General features: G+C 57.5%; 17 protein-coding genes. 8 read left to right on the top strand and 9 right to left on the bottom strand.

The window, feature by feature from the left end; genetic code table 11:
• Positions 1 to 65: 65 nt before the first annotated feature.
• The 4 genes from ACOSDM_RS16750 to ACOSDM_RS16735 are packed head-to-tail and all read left to right on the top strand — an operon-like array spanning position 66 to position 1858.
• Positions 66 to 272, top strand: coding sequence for a twin transmembrane helix small protein (locus tag ACOSDM_RS16750; RefSeq protein ID WP_420725702.1), 207 nt, complete (start codon positions 66 to 68; stop codon positions 270 to 272).
• Positions 273 to 278: 6 nt separating this feature from the next.
• On the top strand, positions 279 to 842 hold the full coding sequence (locus ACOSDM_RS16745) for a cob(I)yrinic acid a,c-diamide adenosyltransferase (protein WP_420725701.1): 564 nt from the start codon (positions 279 to 281) through the stop codon (positions 840 to 842).
• Positions 843 to 854: 12 nt separating this feature from the next.
• Positions 855 to 1133 (top strand): hypothetical protein, encoded by a 279-nt coding sequence (locus ACOSDM_RS16740; protein ID WP_420725700.1) that lies wholly within the window; start codon positions 855 to 857, stop codon positions 1131 to 1133.
• Positions 1118 to 1858, top strand: a complete 741-nt coding sequence (locus ACOSDM_RS16735) for a hypothetical protein (protein WP_420725699.1) — start codon at positions 1118 to 1120, stop codon at positions 1856 to 1858. The genes ACOSDM_RS16740 and ACOSDM_RS16735 overlap by 16 nt, the downstream gene beginning before the upstream one ends.
• Here ACOSDM_RS16735 and ACOSDM_RS16730 read toward each other — a convergent pair.
• The 5 genes from ACOSDM_RS16730 to ACOSDM_RS16710 form a co-directional block, all read right to left on the bottom strand.
• Positions 1853 to 1987: a hypothetical protein gene (locus ACOSDM_RS16730; protein WP_420725698.1), complete on the bottom strand. Its 135-nt coding sequence runs from the start codon at positions 1985 to 1987 to the stop codon at positions 1853 to 1855. The two genes, ACOSDM_RS16735 and ACOSDM_RS16730, sit on opposite strands and share 6 nt — an antisense overlap.
• On the bottom strand, positions 1984 to 2436 hold the full coding sequence (locus tag ACOSDM_RS16725) for a TspO/MBR family protein (RefSeq protein ID WP_420725808.1): 453 nt from the start codon (positions 2434 to 2436) through the stop codon (positions 1984 to 1986). The genes ACOSDM_RS16730 and ACOSDM_RS16725 overlap by 4 nt, the downstream gene beginning before the upstream one ends.
• Positions 2437 to 2481: 45 nt before the next feature.
• Positions 2482 to 3603 (bottom strand): phytoene/squalene synthase family protein, encoded by a 1122-nt coding sequence (locus ACOSDM_RS16720; protein WP_420725697.1) that lies wholly within the window; start codon positions 3601 to 3603, stop codon positions 2482 to 2484.
• Entirely contained in the window at positions 3584 to 5125 is a 1542-nt protein-coding gene (locus ACOSDM_RS16715) for a phytoene desaturase (RefSeq protein ID WP_420725696.1), read from the bottom strand. Before ACOSDM_RS16715 ends, ACOSDM_RS16720 begins: the two co-directional genes overlap by 20 nt.
• Positions 5126 to 5200: 75 nt before the next feature.
• The gene (locus ACOSDM_RS16710) at positions 5201 to 6214 is read right to left on the bottom strand and encodes a zinc-dependent alcohol dehydrogenase family protein (protein ID WP_420725695.1); all 1014 of its coding nucleotides are present in this window, start codon (positions 6212 to 6214) and stop codon (positions 5201 to 5203) included.
• Between the two features lie 103 nt (positions 6215 to 6317).
• Between ACOSDM_RS16710 and ACOSDM_RS16705 the strand changes: the two genes are divergently transcribed.
• Positions 6318 to 7913: a GMC family oxidoreductase gene (locus ACOSDM_RS16705; RefSeq protein WP_420725694.1), complete on the top strand. Its 1596-nt coding sequence runs from the start codon at positions 6318 to 6320 to the stop codon at positions 7911 to 7913.
• Here the strand turns inward: ACOSDM_RS16705 and ACOSDM_RS16700 are convergent.
• Genes ACOSDM_RS16700 through crtA form a run of 3 tightly spaced genes read right to left on the bottom strand, consistent with a single transcriptional unit; the run spans position 7910 to position 10468 of the window.
• Positions 7910 to 8311 (bottom strand): ACT domain-containing protein, encoded by a 402-nt coding sequence (locus ACOSDM_RS16700; protein ID WP_420725693.1) that lies wholly within the window; start codon positions 8309 to 8311, stop codon positions 7910 to 7912. The genes ACOSDM_RS16705 and ACOSDM_RS16700 overlap by 4 nt on opposite strands.
• Positions 8308 to 9693: a cytochrome P450 gene (locus ACOSDM_RS16695; RefSeq protein WP_420725692.1), complete on the bottom strand. Its 1386-nt coding sequence runs from the start codon at positions 9691 to 9693 to the stop codon at positions 8308 to 8310. The genes ACOSDM_RS16700 and ACOSDM_RS16695 overlap by 4 nt, the downstream gene beginning before the upstream one ends.
• Positions 9686 to 10468 (bottom strand): spheroidene monooxygenase, encoded by a 783-nt coding sequence (crtA, locus tag ACOSDM_RS16690; RefSeq protein WP_420725691.1) that lies wholly within the window; start codon positions 10466 to 10468, stop codon positions 9686 to 9688. Before crtA ends, ACOSDM_RS16695 begins: the two co-directional genes overlap by 8 nt.
• 118 nt (positions 10469 to 10586) lie before the next feature.
• On the opposite strand from crtA, the gene bchI reads away from it, so the two are divergent.
• From bchI to bchO, 3 genes are read left to right on the top strand one after another with little or no spacing between them, the layout of a single operon-like run.
• Positions 10587 to 11609 (top strand): magnesium chelatase ATPase subunit I, encoded by a 1023-nt coding sequence (gene bchI, locus ACOSDM_RS16685; RefSeq protein ID WP_420725690.1) that lies wholly within the window; start codon positions 10587 to 10589, stop codon positions 11607 to 11609.
• Positions 11606 to 13447, top strand: a complete 1842-nt coding sequence (locus ACOSDM_RS16680; RefSeq protein ID WP_420725689.1) for a magnesium chelatase subunit D — start codon at positions 11606 to 11608, stop codon at positions 13445 to 13447. Before bchI ends, ACOSDM_RS16680 begins: the two co-directional genes overlap by 4 nt.
• A complete protein-coding gene (gene bchO, locus ACOSDM_RS16675; protein ID WP_420725688.1) occupies positions 13440 to 14339 on the top strand; it encodes an alpha/beta fold hydrolase BchO in 900 nt (299 codons plus the stop codon). The genes ACOSDM_RS16680 and bchO overlap by 8 nt, the downstream gene beginning before the upstream one ends.
• Here bchO and ACOSDM_RS16670 read toward each other — a convergent pair.
• A complete protein-coding gene (locus ACOSDM_RS16670; protein WP_420725807.1) occupies positions 14312 to 15442 on the bottom strand; it encodes an NAD(P)/FAD-dependent oxidoreductase in 1131 nt (376 codons plus the stop codon). The two genes, bchO and ACOSDM_RS16670, sit on opposite strands and share 28 nt — an antisense overlap.
• Positions 15443 to 15613: the final 171 nt, after the last annotated feature.

The following is a 15613-nucleotide window of genomic DNA, read 5'->3' as shown; positions in this document are numbered from 1 at the left end:
GACGTTTCGCCGCGTCCCCTGCTTTCAGTCTTTTCGAAGCGCATTCGGCACGTTACATAGGAATTATGACAACACTAGCAATCATAATGATGGTCGTCGCCATGCTGGTCACGGTGGGGATCTTGTTCGTCGGGATCATTGGCATGGCCCGGGGTGGCGAATTTAACCAGAAATGGGGCAATCGCCTAATGCGATACCGCATCGTCGCGCAATTCATCGCGCTGGTGATGTTTGGTATCTCGATCATGCTTCTGCGTGCTGGCGGCGGTTGATCCCCGATGGTGACGCTGTCAAAGATCTATACACGGGGCGGTGATTCTGGACAAACGTCGCTGGGTGATGGATCGCGGCGCGACAAGCACGACCTGCGGGTTGAGGCCTATGGCACCGTAGACGAGGCGAATGCGACCATCGGACTGGTCCGTCAGCATACGACAGGCCCGGTCGATGACTTGTTAAGCCGCGTTCAGAATGACCTGTTCGATCTGGGGGCGGATTTATGCACCCCGGAAGGCGAAGGACGCCGCCAAGGGGCCCTGCGCATCCAGGCCAGCCAGGTCAAGGCGCTGGAAGATGCCATCGACGCCTATAACGAGCCGCTGGAAACCCTGAAGAGCTTCATCCTGCCCGGCGGTACGCCTGCGGCTGCCTATTGCCATCTGGCCCGCACCGTGACGCGCCGCGCCGAACGTCTGGTCGTTGCCCTGGCGGGGGTAGAGGCCGTCAATGCCGAAGCGGTGAAATACCTGAACCGCCTGTCTGATCTTTTGTTTGTCCTGGGTCGACACGAGAATGACGGCGGCAAGGCCGACATTCTGTGGGTCCCCGGCGCGAACCGATAAGGACCGACCGGTATGGCGGCCGCCGATACATGGGTCTATTACTGTCAAATCCTGCTGATCATGCTGTTGACCCTGTGCTGTGTGGCCGGGTTTGTCCTGCAATTCTATGCGTGGCGTCATCTGAAACCGGGCATTCCGCGTTTCGGTCATAAGGATGCCATGTTCCGGAAAAAGGACCAGTATTATGAGCCAGAGGGACTGAAATACATCGATTGGCAGAAAAAGATCATGCATGTCATGTTCGTGCTTTTCGCTGGCCTGATCATCTTGATTGAATGGTCAGCCCCCTAAAAATGATCCTGGAAGCGCTGGAATATCTGACCACCCCCTGTCCAAAATGGGTGCGGGATATGGGCTATCTGCGCGAGGCTATTGCCATCCGGCACCGCGCGCGCCGCTGTCATGCGGACTGGGCGCAGCATCAGACCAATACGAAGGATGCCATTCTCTCCGCAGCCCGTGCCTATGGGCATTTGCCAGACATCACCATCCTTGGTGCCGGCCTGTGCCTGGACGTTCCCGTGCAGGATTTATCCCCCCTGACCGACCGGCTGACGCTGGTGGATGCGGTTCGGTTAAGAGGTGTCCGCCTGCCCCGGAATGCATGTTATCTGTGTCAGGATATCGAAGGCAGCGCCACCGCCCTATATGCTGGAAAAGCGCCCCCCGACAGGCCTCTGGCTGATTTTCAGGGGCCTGGTCTGCTTGTTTCGGTCAACCTGCTGTCCCAATTACCGTTGATCCCCACCCGGTGGAGCGATGATCCCCTGCTGGGCCACAGAATCCTGCAGCGTCATGTTCAGTCTCTGCGTGATCACACAGGCCCCGCCTTACTGATCGCCGATGCCATGCGATGGACCTTGGATTCAAAGGGGGCCGTACTATCGCAAGAGAACATCGCGCGGCAGGCCGGATTGCCGCCCCCGGATCAATCCTGGCGCTGGCCCATCATCCCGGCCCATGAAGCGGGAAAGGGCCCCCAAATTCATTCAGATGTTGGTGTCTGGCATCTATAACTCTTCAGAACGAGACTTGGTGCGTTTTTCTTTTTCACGCTTCAAATCCCGCATCTGCCAGAAATAGAAGGCAAGCGCGCCGCCGAAGACTAGGCCCCCTTCCAGCAGAACCATGGTCAGACCGTTCATTGCGTTACTCCCAGAAAATGAGAGGCCGGGTTCAGACGCTGCATTGTCATGTTCAGCACGAAAGCAAAACTGACCCAGGCCAGATAGGGCACCAACAGCCACCCTGCCAGGGGATCAATAGGCATATAGAGGACGATCATCGCAACGATGCTGAGCCATAAGGCGCCCATATCAACCAGCGCGAGGCCAAGGCGACGCATCCCGAAAAACAACGCAGACCATGCGGCATTCAGCACCATATTCAGCACAAACACGGCAACGGGCAGTGTTTCCGCACCAGGTTCTGCCGCCATCCAGGCCCGCCAGGCTGAAACAGCAATCATGATATACAATACCAGCCAAACCGGCCCGAACAGGTATCCGGGCGGTCGCCAGGATGGCTTCTTCAAATCCTGATACCAGGCACCGGCGCGGAAAATTCCGCCGCTGGCCGCCGCTGTGAAGCAGATTGCAATGAAAATCAGAATTGTCCAGTCGAGTGCGATGACGCCCTCCTAACCGGCCTTTCCCACATCCATCATTGCCGATGTCTGCAGGCGCTGGGCCGGATTGTTTGCGGAACGTGCCTGGCGGTCACGCTGTTCCATTTCCAGGAACAACTGCAATATATGCCCCGCTGGCGCATCCAGTACATCCGCCATACGTTGCCTGCGGCGAATTGGCAACCGTCCCGCCTCTGCCTCTGTTGCGGCACGCACAAGATATTCGGTTTGCACAAGCGCCGGATCGTGGAAACCTCTGGCCAACAGCGGTGCCTCTAATGTCGCGCTTAGCACCAATCCCAGTTTACGCCGTGTCGTAACAACGGCCCGATCACTGACAGAGTCATGATTGTTGCGCGCCACAACACGCCCTATTGCAGCATAGAGTTTGCGGGCCGCATTGATCGCGGGACGACAGGCCAGCGGCAATTCTGCAACCCCAGTTCCAGACCGCTGGTACAGGGTCTCCGCTGCGGCCAGGAGCCTTGCAATGACCTGGCCCAATTCCGGGCTGTGTCGGGGATCCGCCAGGAAGGCATCCGGGTCTAACCCAACCTCTCTCAACCAGGATTGGGGCAAATACAGTCGCCCTTCCCGCGCATCCTCCCCCACATCGCGGGCGATATTGGTCAATTGCATCGCGACCCCCAGATCACAGGCTCTCGCCAAAGTGTCTGCCGCGCGGTTGCCCATCAACAGGGTCATAATTGCCCCAACCGCCCCCGCGACCCGCGCGCCATAGCCATAGAGATCATCCAGTGTCTCATAGCGACGGCCTTCGACATCCCACTGGAAACCATCCAGCAGAGCCTCAAACAGGTCCTTGGGCACGCCATAATCCCGCACCGTATCCGCCAAGGCCCGATCCGCCGCAATACCTTCTGGATAACCGCCATAGACGGCATCCAGCCGCTGACGCAGACGCTGCAAGCCTCTGGCAGGATTGGTTTCCAGATCAACTTCGTCATCTGCCAATCGACAGAAAGCATACACTGCATAGGACGGCACCCGCATTGCCTGGGGCAACAACAGCGACGCCGCATAAAAGGATTTTGATCCCGTCTTGATCAGGGCACGACATGCGGCCTGATCTGCTGAGTCGGAGAACCGACGGTTAGACGCGGGCATCGGCATGGGGCACCACCTGATCCAACACACGGGCAGACGTCAAAACGCCGGGAATGCCAGCGCCCGGATGGGTGCTGGCCCCGACGAGATACAGCCCGTCTATTTGTTCACTGATATTGTTCGGACGGAACCAGGCGCTCTGCCAGATAACCGGTTCCATGCCAAATCCTGCACCACGATAGGAGAGTAACCGCGTTTGGAAATCCAGCGGCGTCATCATACGCGACGAGATGATGTGATCGCCCAGCCCCGGCAATACCGTTTGGGACAGATGCGCCTCAATAGCCTGGCGATAAGGTTCTGCTGTTTCAGTCCAATCGATATCTGCCTGCAAATGCGGCACGGGGGACAGGACATAGAATGTGTCACAGCCATCCGGGGCCAGGCTGGGGTCCGTCGCCGTGGGGCGGTGCAGATACAAACTGAAATCCTTCGCCAGGACTTTCCGCCCGAAGATATCCTTCAACAGACCTTCGTAGCGCGGCCCCAGCAACATCATATGATGGGGCACATCTTCATACCGCTTGTTGGTTCCGAAATACCAGACGAACAGGCCATTGGAATAGCGCGCCCGTTCCAGCTTGCGGTCGGACCAGCGGTCGCGCCGCCCATTGGGCAACAGATGCTTGTAGGTCCAGGCACTGTCCGCATTTGAGACCACAATATCAGCCGAAATCCGCTCCCCCGTTTGCAGGCGCACGCCGGTGGCGCGATCTTGTTCGACGATGATTTCTGCAACATCAGCGTTGCATCGGATGTTGTTGCCTTGTCCTTCGATCAGATCGACCAGACCTTTCACCAGGCTGCCTGTACCGCCCATTGCGAAATGAACACCATATTGTCGTTCCAGATGATTGATCAGGATATAGATCGCCGTAACCGTCGTCGGATTGGCCCCAATCAACAGGGGATGCAGGCTGAACACCATACGTAGTTTCGGGTCTTTGATATAGCTGGAAACCAGCCCGAAGACTGTTCGGTGACCCTTCAGCGTCAACATCTTCGGCACGACCTTGATCATGTCCAGGATTGAAGCAAAGTGCTTCATTCCCAGCTTTTCAAAACCAAATTCATAGACCTGCTTGCTGACCGCCATAAAGCGGCGATAGCCCTCTACATCGGTGGGATTAAAGCGCGCGACCTCTGCCTCCATCGCCGCGGCATCGCCGCTGTAATGGAACACGCTGCCGTCATCGAAGCGGATGTCGTAGAAAGGATTCATCGGACGCAGATCGATATGGTCGGAAAACGTCTTACCGCAGAGGTCCCAGAGTTCCTCTAGCAGAAACGGGGCGGTAATGATCGTTGGGCCCGCATCAAACCGAAACCCGTCCTGTTCAAAGACATAGGCACGGCCGCCCGGCTTATCCAATCGGTCCAGAACCGTCACTTTGTAACCCCGGGCCCCCAGCCGCACTGCTGCGGCCAAACCTCCAAAGCCACTGCCAATTACAACCGCGTGCGGTCGCTTATCGTCACGACCATCAGGGGCACTTCCAGCACTGGGAGAGTACGGCTCTGTTCTCATTAGTTGACACTATACAATGTCAATAAATTCCGCAACGGTACAAAAAGTAAGCCTATTCCAACCTGGGAAGGAACCTCAGAAAGCACAGACAATCTTGCCAATATGCTCGCCTTTGGTCAGCCGTTTCAACGCATTGGCCAGATCGCCAAATTCAAAGGTCTGATCATCCAAAACAGGTTTTGTCTTATGCAGGGCCATTGCGGTCACCATTTCCTGCAACATGTGATGACTGCCAACCGTAACGCCCTGAAGCCGGATATTCTGGGTCACCACACGCCCCAACGGGAGGGATGCATCCGACCCTCCCAGAACACCAATCAGGCTGATTGAGCCACTGATGCGAATCGCCGACAGTGCCTTTTCCAGTGTCCCCGCGCCGCCGATATCGACGATATGATCCAGGCCGCGCCCATTGGTGATTTCCCGTGTCACACGATGCCATTCGGGGGTCTGTCGATAGTTGATCGTATGGTCTGCGCCCAGATGCGCGACCCGCTCCAGTTTCTCATCACTGGAAGAGGTCAGAATAACCTCCGCCCCCTGCATCTTGGCAAATTGCAGTGCGAACAGGGAGACGGCACCCGTGCCTTGAATCAAAACCTTATCCCCTGCCTTGACACCGCCCTGGCCGACAACCGCGCTCCAGGCTGTAAGCGCCGCACAGGGCAGGGTCGCGGCCTCTTGCACGGACATATGGGGCGGGGCTCTCACAATGGCACTGGCCGGGACCGGCATTAACTCACGCATGGTGCCATCCAAGGGTCCGCCATGGGCGCCGGTATAGGTCTCTTCTGCGGGACTGCCATGCAGCCAATTGCGGCTGAATGCCGGGATGACGAAATCGCCGACGGTGAAATTCGTTACATTGGTCCCCACGGCGGCAATCACGCCCGCACCATCGCACAAGGGAATCAGCGGCGGCGTGCCCCCTTTGCGGCCATAGCCTCCTTGCATCAGAATGCCATCACGCGGATTGATGGACACAGCCCCGATCCGGATCAAAACCTCATCCGGGGTCGGTTCTGGATCCGACAGGGTGACCTGTTTCAGGTTTTCCAGTCCCCAGTCCTCAAGACGCATGGCTTTCATAAATCCCATTCCTTCCTGTATGCGGTTCCAGATTGACACCGTAGCGAAAATGCGGCGAATTCCCAACCACATACAAAACATACAATCCGTGGGGAGATAGGATATGGAGTTCGATTACGTCATCGTCGGTGGCGGCTCCGCAGGATGTGTTCTGGCCAATCGTTTAAGTGCGGACCCCAAGGTCACTGTGTGCCTGTTGGAGGCCGGGGGCGAAGATCGCAATCCGTGGATTCATATCCCCGCTGGTTACATCAAGACGATGGTCAATCCTTCGCTGAATTGGCTGTTTGAGACCCAACCTCACCCCAAGACCGGCAATCGCCCGATCCCGGTGCCACGCGGCAAAGTGCTGGGTGGGTCCAGCGCCATCAATGCCATGTTATATGTGCGCGGCCAGGCTCAGGACTATGATACCTGGGCCCAGATGGGCTGTCGCGGCTGGAGTTTTGAGGACGTCTTGCCCTATTTCAAACGTGCCGAACATCGTGAGCAAGGCGCTGATGCCTATCACGGTCAGGGCGGCCCACTGAATGTGACGCTGCCAACCCAACGCTATGATATCTTAGACAAGGTGATCGCAGCCGGGGGCGCCCTGGGCTATCCAATGGACCAGGACTACAATGGGGCCGATCAGTCCGGTTTCCACTATTTTCAGGTCACCCAGAAGAACGGCACGCGATTCAGCGTCAAATCCGCCTATCTGAACCCGATCCGCAGCCAGCGGAAGAATCTGCATGTGGAAACCCATGCCTTCGCCAAATCCGTTCTGTTCGATCAGGGGCGGGCGATAGGCGTTGCCTATGAAAAGGCCAACCACGAACATGAAGTCCATGCCAGACGGGAGGTCATCCTGTGTGCCGGTGGCATCCAGTCACCACAACTGCTGGAATTGTCCGGAATTGGGCAGGGTGCGCGGTTGCAGGCGCTTGGCATCCCGGTCACCCATGATCTGCCGGGCGTCGGGGAAAACTTACAGGATCACTATATCTCGCGCCTGTCCTGGCGATTGAAAGATGCCGACAGCCTGAACCGCCTGACACGAGGCCTGCCATTGATGGGCGAACTGGCTCGGTTTCTGTTACAGCGAAAAGGGGCCCTGACCATGCCCGCCGGAATTATAGTGGGCTTTGCCAAAAGCAATCCCGATCTGGACCTGCCGGATATTCAGTACCACATCGCCCATGCCACCTTTGCGGACCCAAAGAAGCGCACTTTTGATAAATTCCCCGGATTGACCATAGGCCCGTGCCAATTGCGCCCGGAAAGTTATGGACATGTCCACGCGGTTTCCCCCGATCATCGCATGGCGCCTGAAATCCAGCCAAACTTCCTGACCAGCGAAACCGATTGTGCGGTCCATGTGGCTGGATTGAAACTGGCCCGTGACCTGGTCAAAACCGATCCGATCCGGGATAACATCGACGCCGAAATCTCCCCCGGTCCCAATCTGCAAAGTGATGAAGAGCTTTTGACCCATGCCCGCAATACCGGTGCAACGCTGTATCACCCCACCTGCACCTGCCGCATGGGAACCGATCAGAAGGCGGTGGTTGATCCCAGCCTGCGCGTGCGGGGCGTAACAGCCCTGCGGGTTGTCGATGCGTCCATCATGCCCCGCCTGATCAGCGGCAACACAAATGCCCCAACAATCATGATCGCAGAAAAAGCCGCCGATATGATCATCGAAGCCAATCGCTAACCTTCTGATTTCCGGGACAAGGCTTGCAATGCCTGAAGGGCGCGATCTGCATCCGCCTGTGGCACGAAGATATGATCATGGTAATATCCGGCAACGACATTGGCCGATATGCCATGATCGGTCAGGCAGGCGGAAAAGGCCGCAGTCAGCCCCACAGCCTCCAATGCAGAATGCACAGAAAGAGTAATTCGCTGAAAACCCGCCCCACTCACCCCCTCTTGTTCCGCTTCCCTTTGGGACAGGATCAGGGTATCCCCCTCGACCTCCCGAAAGCGCATCAAGGGCGGGACCGTTGTCTGGTATTCATGGGGAACGGTCACAATGCTATACACTATTGGATCCAGAACAGGATTCATATCCGCCAACAAAAGCGCCAGGTTGCGTTCACCGCTCATCATTTGCCCTCCCTACGCCGAACCACATGCATTTCAATTTCCCCCGCCGGACGGGTTGCCAAATGGCTGATCGGCCGGACCTTCTGTGGATTGGATGTTTCGAAGTCGTACCGCCGGATCAGGCGGCTCAGTATCAGCACCGCCTCCACCGTGGCAAACGCCGCCCCGATACAAATGCGCGGTCCCAGACCAAAGGGTATATAGGCTCCGGGCGGTTGCGTCTGCTCACGATCTGGCATGAACCGGTCCGGGTCAAACCGATCTGCGGCCTCCCACAACCCTTCGTGACGATGAATGATCCAGGGCGAAATCATCACCATCGCACCGCGCGGTGTCGGCACACCCTGAATCACTGTGTCATACAGACTGACGCGCGGGATAAATCCCAATGGTGGGTAAAGACGTAAACTCTCCCGAAAGACATTGCGCGCCGTGGCCAATTTCTTTGTCACCGCAAAGCTGATTTCCCCCGATCCAGCGACATTCTGAACGTCGTCGCGCAAGCGCTGTACCATTTCCGGCTGCTGCGACAGGATAAAGAAGGCCCAGGTCAGGGCGCTGGCGGTTGTTTCATGTCCGGCCAGGAAGAAAACACCAACCTGATCAATAATTTCCTCCCGATCAAAACCTGTCCCTGTGACGGGGTCACGGGCGGCAATCAAATCGCCCACGATATCCGCCCGCTTCGGGGCCCCCGGCTCCATTCGCTGATCTACCAGATGCCCCAAATGGGATCGGATCACCATTGCCGCCTCTTGCGCCAGGGGTGGTTGTACCATTGACGTCCATGCTTTTCCCAAAATCAGATTTTTTAAATCGATGGTCGCGACAGAGTCCTGAAAACTGGCCCAAGCGTCAAAAAATTCAAACGCAACTGAGTTTTCCAATTTTTGTGAAAAGATTGTCCTGGTAATGATATCCGCGGTCAGGTGGCTCATTTCCCGTTCCAGTGACAGGGGTTTTCCCTTGTCAGACAGGATATCCCATCGGGCTTCAATATCGGCAACCGCCCCGACCATAGCGTCGAAGGCGCGATTGACCCGCATGTGACTGAAAGCCGGGTCGACCATGGCACGCTGTCGGCTCCATGTCGCCCCAGCTGATACAAACAGGCCGTCATTGATCAGGGGGGAGAGAGACCCCACCATCAGATCACTTTTCGGGAAATTCTCAACCTCTTCGATCATCACGCGACGAATGGCGGCAGGATCATTGACCAGGATTATCTTGCGCCTGGAAAATCCCAAGGGCGCAACGGTGGTGTGATAGGCCTGTTTGGGGATCAGGGCCAACAGATCCCGATCCCCCGCAACCAGGCTGCGCATCAAGGCCATGACAGGCCCGATTGGGGTTGGTGCCGGCGGTCGGTATAAATCCTTAGTCATCTTTTACAATTTTCGTGCAGTTTGTTAGAGGATAAACTCCCTCCCATTTCCCATCTATCTGGAGTACGCGAAAGCGCGCGAACAATTCCTCACTGAACCAGCCCCCGGCGCGAACCGCCTGTACCGCTTCCCCATGCCATTGGCGATAGGCAAAGGCATCCATGGCGGCTTTGTTCTCCCAAATCGTGAAAGTCACCTGATGCAGCCAGGGCACTTCCCCCAAACCAATTTTGAATTGCAATTGATCCTGACTGCGGATCGCTGCACTGATATTGGGAACCTGACGCCAAAAATTGAGAATGTGGCGGGGTTTGATTGTTGCCCGTGTCAAAACAGCAACGGATTGGTTTTCCGCCTCGATAGGCTCCTCCCCGACATCAAAGGGCCGTATGCCAGCCCACTGCCCCCGGCAGCGCACTGCAGATAAATATACCGTACAGGTTTCCACTGCATGGCGGCGATACCGTTGAAACACTGGGGCTGACGCAATCTGGGTCTGCGCGTCTTCCTGCGTGGCCCACGTTGCCAGAATTCCATACACGCCAAAGTTCGGATAAGGATGAAATCCCTCCCGCGTGCCAGACCCTAAAAGTTTGTGAAACCCGATCCCCGGTACGGACTTCAGCGGATAGCGAGCAGCCAGCATCTGCGAAAAGGCCCACAGTTTGTTGGAAACCCCCTTAAACCTGAAAAAAGAAAGGGTTATTACCTGCATCGCCTCGCCGGATATGGTTGTTTCCAGGATCGTCGCACCCTTTGCAAAACCGTGCAACATGTGGCGAAATCATCTTACAGTATTGGTGTAAGGGTTCGAAGTTTGAAAGATTCCCTCATAAGGGGACGACACTTCGCATTTTATGCCCGTAATAAGAACTGATTTTGGGGAGTTTTCTGTGGCAATACCGTTTCCGTTTTCCGCCCTGGTTGGGCAGGACGAAATTAAGCTGGCGTTATTGATCGCCGCAGTAGACCCCTCAATCGGGGGCGTTTTGATCTTTGGTGACCGGGGAACTGGAAAATCCACCGCTATTCGCGGGTTGGCCGCCCTGCTGCCAAAAATGCAGGCAGTCGCCGGATGTCGCTATTCCTGTAGCCCGGATGCCCCGTCTGACCTGTGCCCGGACTGTTCTGGGGAAAAGAAGAAAGCCTCTAAAACTGTTGAGATTTCTGTTCCAGTTGTCGACCTGCCCCTGGGTGCGACGGAGGATCGTGTGGTCGGCGCCCTGGACCTGGAACGTGCCCTGACCCAGGGCGAGAAGGCCTTTGAACCAGGGCTGCTGGCAAAGGCCAATCGCGGATTCTTGTATATCGATGAGGTGAACCTGCTGGAGGATCACCTGGTTGACCTTTTGCTGGACGTTGCTGCATCAGGGGAGAACCTTGTCGAGCGTGAAGGACTGAGCATCCGCCATCCCGCCCGCTTTGTCTTGATTGGCAGTGGCAATCCAGAAGAGGGTGAATTGCGCCCACAACTGCTGGACCGGTTCGGATTGTCTGTGGATGTGACAACCCCAGGCGATGTCAAAACCCGTGTTGAGGTTATAAGGCGACGCGATGACTTTGAGCGGGACCCGGCCGCCTTTCGCGATAAATGGATGAAAGAAGAAGACAAAACCCGCAAAAGCCTGATGCGGGCAAAGAAGTTACTGAAAGAGATTTCCGTGCCCGACACGGTATATGAGAGAGCCGCAGAACTCTGTCTTGCCCTGGGCACCGATGGTCTGCGCGGTGAGCTGACCTTGATCCGGGCCGCGCGCGCACATGCCGCCCTGCATGGAAAAAAGACTGTAACCATCCAGGATTTGCGCAATGTGGCCCCCCTGGCCCTGCGCCACCGCCTGCGCCGCGACCCCCTGGACGAAGCAGGATCCGGCACACGGGTACAACGCGCCATTGACGATGTTTTCGCCCCATGACGGGTCTGGCGCTGGATATTGCCTTTCGCGCACCAGCATTGCCGGATGATGCCTGCCGGGCTGCCCTGCTATTTGCAATAGACCCATTCGGTCTGGGGGGCGTGTGCCTAACCTCTCGTGCAGGGCCTCAGCGGGAGGCCTGGCTGACTTTTCTGCGTGCCCGATTGCCCCCGGACATGCCGGAACGCCGCCTGCCCAACGCCATTGCTGATGACCGATTATTGGGAGGGCTGGATCTGACGGCCACCCTGTCGTCCGGTAAGCCAATCGTTCAGCGGGGCCTTTTAGCCGATGTGGATGGTGGCCTGTTGATCATTCCAATGGCCGAACGCCTGGACCAGGGCACAGCCGCGAAACTATGTGCAACCCTGGACCAGGGGGAAGTGCGACTGGAACGGGACGGCCTGACTGCCAATCACCCAACCCGATTTGGGACAATCCTGCTGGATGAACGCACAGAAGATGAAGAACCCCCGCCAACCGGGCTGTGTGACCGTCTTGCCTTCCTTGTGGCATTGGACCCGACACAACAGGGTGATCCCACAATGTTCGAAGCTGCAGACCGGGATGCGATCCTTCTGGCGAGGGAGTTTCTGCCAGGCGTTGAAATCGCACCGGAATATCTGGATGCGATCTGCGGAACGACCCTGGCCTATGGTGTTGCCTCCGCCCGGGCAGCCCTCCTAACTCTGCGGGCCGCCCGCGCTGCTGCGGCTCTGGAGGGGCGCAGTCAGGTCACGCAAGACGATGTGGCCCTGGCCGCCAGATTGGTCATCGGCCCCCGCGCGACGCAAATGCCCGCCCCACCAGAAGAGCCAGAGGCCGAGCCTGAAGAGTCCGAGCCGCCAGAACCACAACCGGAGCCGCCACCACAAGACCTGCCGGAAGACCCGCAGGATGAACCCGATGCCCAGCAAGATCCGCAAGAACCCCTAGATCCCAGCGCGCTGCAGGAAATGATGATTGAGGCAACTAGAGCCTCTCTTCCTGCCAATCTTTTGGCATCCCTGGCCTCAGAATTGGGCCGTGGCAAATCCGGACAGGGCGGGCGCAACGGCCAAACCCAAATGGGAGATCGCAGAGGACGCCCCATTGGCACACGACGCGGCATCCCAAAGCCAGGCCAGCGGCTGAATGTGTTGGAAACCCTGCGCGCCGCCGCCCCTTGGCAGCCCCTGCGCCGACACCAAAGGGCCAATGATGCAAAATCCGGCACGGCGCCGCGTATGGAAATCCGTCGGGATGATTTTCGTATCACCCGCTATAAACAGAATGCCGAAACCGTCACAATCTTTGTCGTCGACGCTTCCGGCTCTGCTGCGGTGAACCGACTGGCAGAGGCCAAAGGGGCGGTCGAATTGCTGTTGGCGGATTGTTATATTCGCCGCGACAGCGTTGCCCTGATCACCTTTTCAGGCCGATTGACAGAGGTCGCCCTGCCGCCCACACGCTCCCTTGTAATGGCGAAACGCCGGCTGACTGGACTGCCGGGCGGGGGCGGCACGCCAATGGCAGCCGCCATTGATATGGCCGCCGACCTGGCACTGGCTATTCGCCGCAAGGGGCAAACGCCAACGCTGGTATTCATGACCGATGGCAAGGCGAATTTAACCCGCGAGGGCAAGGGAGATCGGGCACAAGCGGGTCAGGAGGCAATGACCGCCGCCCGTCAGTTGGCTGCTTCTGGCATCGGTACGCTGATGGTGGATATCAGCCCCCGCCCAAGCACGCCTGCCAGAGAATTGGCTGCTGCGATGCGGGCGAAATACCTGCCTCTGCCCTTTGCGGACCCCGCGAAACTGTCAAATGCCGTGAAGGGAGCGACGGACCATGTTTGAGCGGGATCGCCTGTCGCTGGACATTCATGGAAAGGACTGGCCCCTGCGCCAGCACAGCCGAACCGTCACAGCGGGGGGATTATCCTGGCATGTGCAGATCATGGGAACCGGTCCGGTTTTATTGATGCTGCATGGGACCGGGGCGTCGACACATACCTGGCGCGCGCTGATGCCCGAACTGGCGCAGCATTATACCATCGTCGCACCGGATCTTCCTGGGCATGGATTTACCGGAGCCCCCACACGGCAGGATTTAACAGTCGGGGGCATGGCCCGTGCCGTTTCCGCCCTGCTGAAGGTCTTGAACCTGACACCAGACCTGGCTGTTGGTCACTCCGCAGGGGCGGCTGTCTTGATTTGGGCAACATTGGAGGGTTTGATCCATCCCAAGGCGCTGATCGCCATCAACGGGGCGCTGCTGCCATTCAAAGGGGCCAGCGGTTGGATATTCCCGACCATGGCGCGATTGCTTTTCGTTAATCCCTTTACCCCCCGTCTGTTTGCCCGTCAGGCCAGCGCGGAAGGGGTCGCCCGCCTGATACGCCAGACCGGATCAACATTGGATGAAGGCGGGATTGATTATTATCGCCGCCTGATGCGCAGCCCCGCCCATTGCGCCGCCGCCCTGGGCATGATGGCAAATTGGGATCTGCGCCCGATGGGCCGCCTGTTTCCCAGATTACAGACACCCCTGCACCTGATTGTGGGGGAAGAGGACGAGGCGGTAGATCCAGATGATATTGAAATTGTTCTGAACAAGGTCCCCAAAGGTACGGGACACCGCCTGCCGGGGTTAGGGCATTTGGCCCATGAGGAAGACCCGCACCAGATTATCGCCTTGATTCGGAAAATTGATCGGGACCTTCAGGGCACCGACTCCCCGGCGGCATGACCGCTGGACCAGGCCCATTGGAAATTGTAACCGCCCAGCCAGCCAGTGACATCCACAGCCTCCCCGATCACATACAGGCCCGGAACCGTTTTTGCTTCCATCGTGCGCGATGACAGGGCATTGGTGTCCACCCCGCCCAATGTCACCTCTGCCTTTGCATAGCCTTCTGTTCCCGATGGCGTGACACGCCAGGCATTCAGGCGGTCCCCCAGGGCAACCAGGTCTTTATCAGCGATTTCGCCAATTGGGCGCTTTGGCAGGTGATCGGCTGCAAAGGCGGATGCCAGACGCGCCGGGAGAAGTTCCGACAGCGCCGTTTGTGGCTCAATCCTCGCCCGTCCGCGCTTACGCTGACACAAATAATCCGCCGCCGATTGATCGGGAACCACATTCAGCGTGATCTCCTCCCCTTCGCGCCAATAGGAGGAAATTTGCAGGATCGCCGGGCCTGACAGACCACGATGCGTCAACAGCATTGCTTCGCGAAAGCTGCGATTGCCACACTGGGCAATACAGTCCAAGGCAAGCCCGCTCAACGGCTGCATCAGCGCCAGGTCCTGTGCCGCCACGGTCAGGGGGACCAGGCCAGGGCGCAAATTATGCAGCGGCAATCCGAATTTCTGCGCAATATCATGGGCAAAACCGGTCGCCCCCATCTTTGGGATCGACAGGCCACCGGTTGCCAGAACCAGAGCGGGCGCTTTAAACGCACCGTGGTGGGTGGAAACCGTAAAGCCATCAGAATAGCTGACATCTGTGACGCTATGGCTGGTCCTGATATCGACCCCGACGGCCTGACATTCCGCCAGCAACATCGCCACGACGGCGCGCGCAGAGCCATCGCAGAACAATTGCCCCAGGGTCTTTTCATGCCAGGCGATCTTGTGCTTTTCGATCAGGTCCAGAAAATCAAACTGGGTATAACGCGCCAGGGCGGATTTGCAGAAATGCGGATTGCCAGACAGAAAGTTTTCCGCAGAACAGCCGATATTGGTGAAGTTGCAGCGCCCGCCGCCTGAGATCAGAATTTTTTTCCCAACCTGATCGGCGTGATCCAACACCAGAACCCGCCGCCCCCGCGCACCCGCCGTCATGGCACACATCAGACCAGCTGCCCCAGCGCCGATGACAATCGTATCGAAATGCAGTGTCTGCACCAGGATTTACCACCAATTTTAGGAAGAATGGTTAAGGACAAAACCGATAAATTAAACGCGATACTGATCACCTGTATAACAAGGAACATGCCTGTAAAAGATTAAAATCTGGAACAA

It is taken from the genome of Hwanghaeella sp. LZ110 (assembly GCF_048892525.1).
GTDB lineage: Bacteria > Pseudomonadota > Alphaproteobacteria > UBA8366 > Aestuariispiraceae > Pacificispira.
This window is presented reverse-complemented; position numbering and strand designations above follow the sequence as displayed.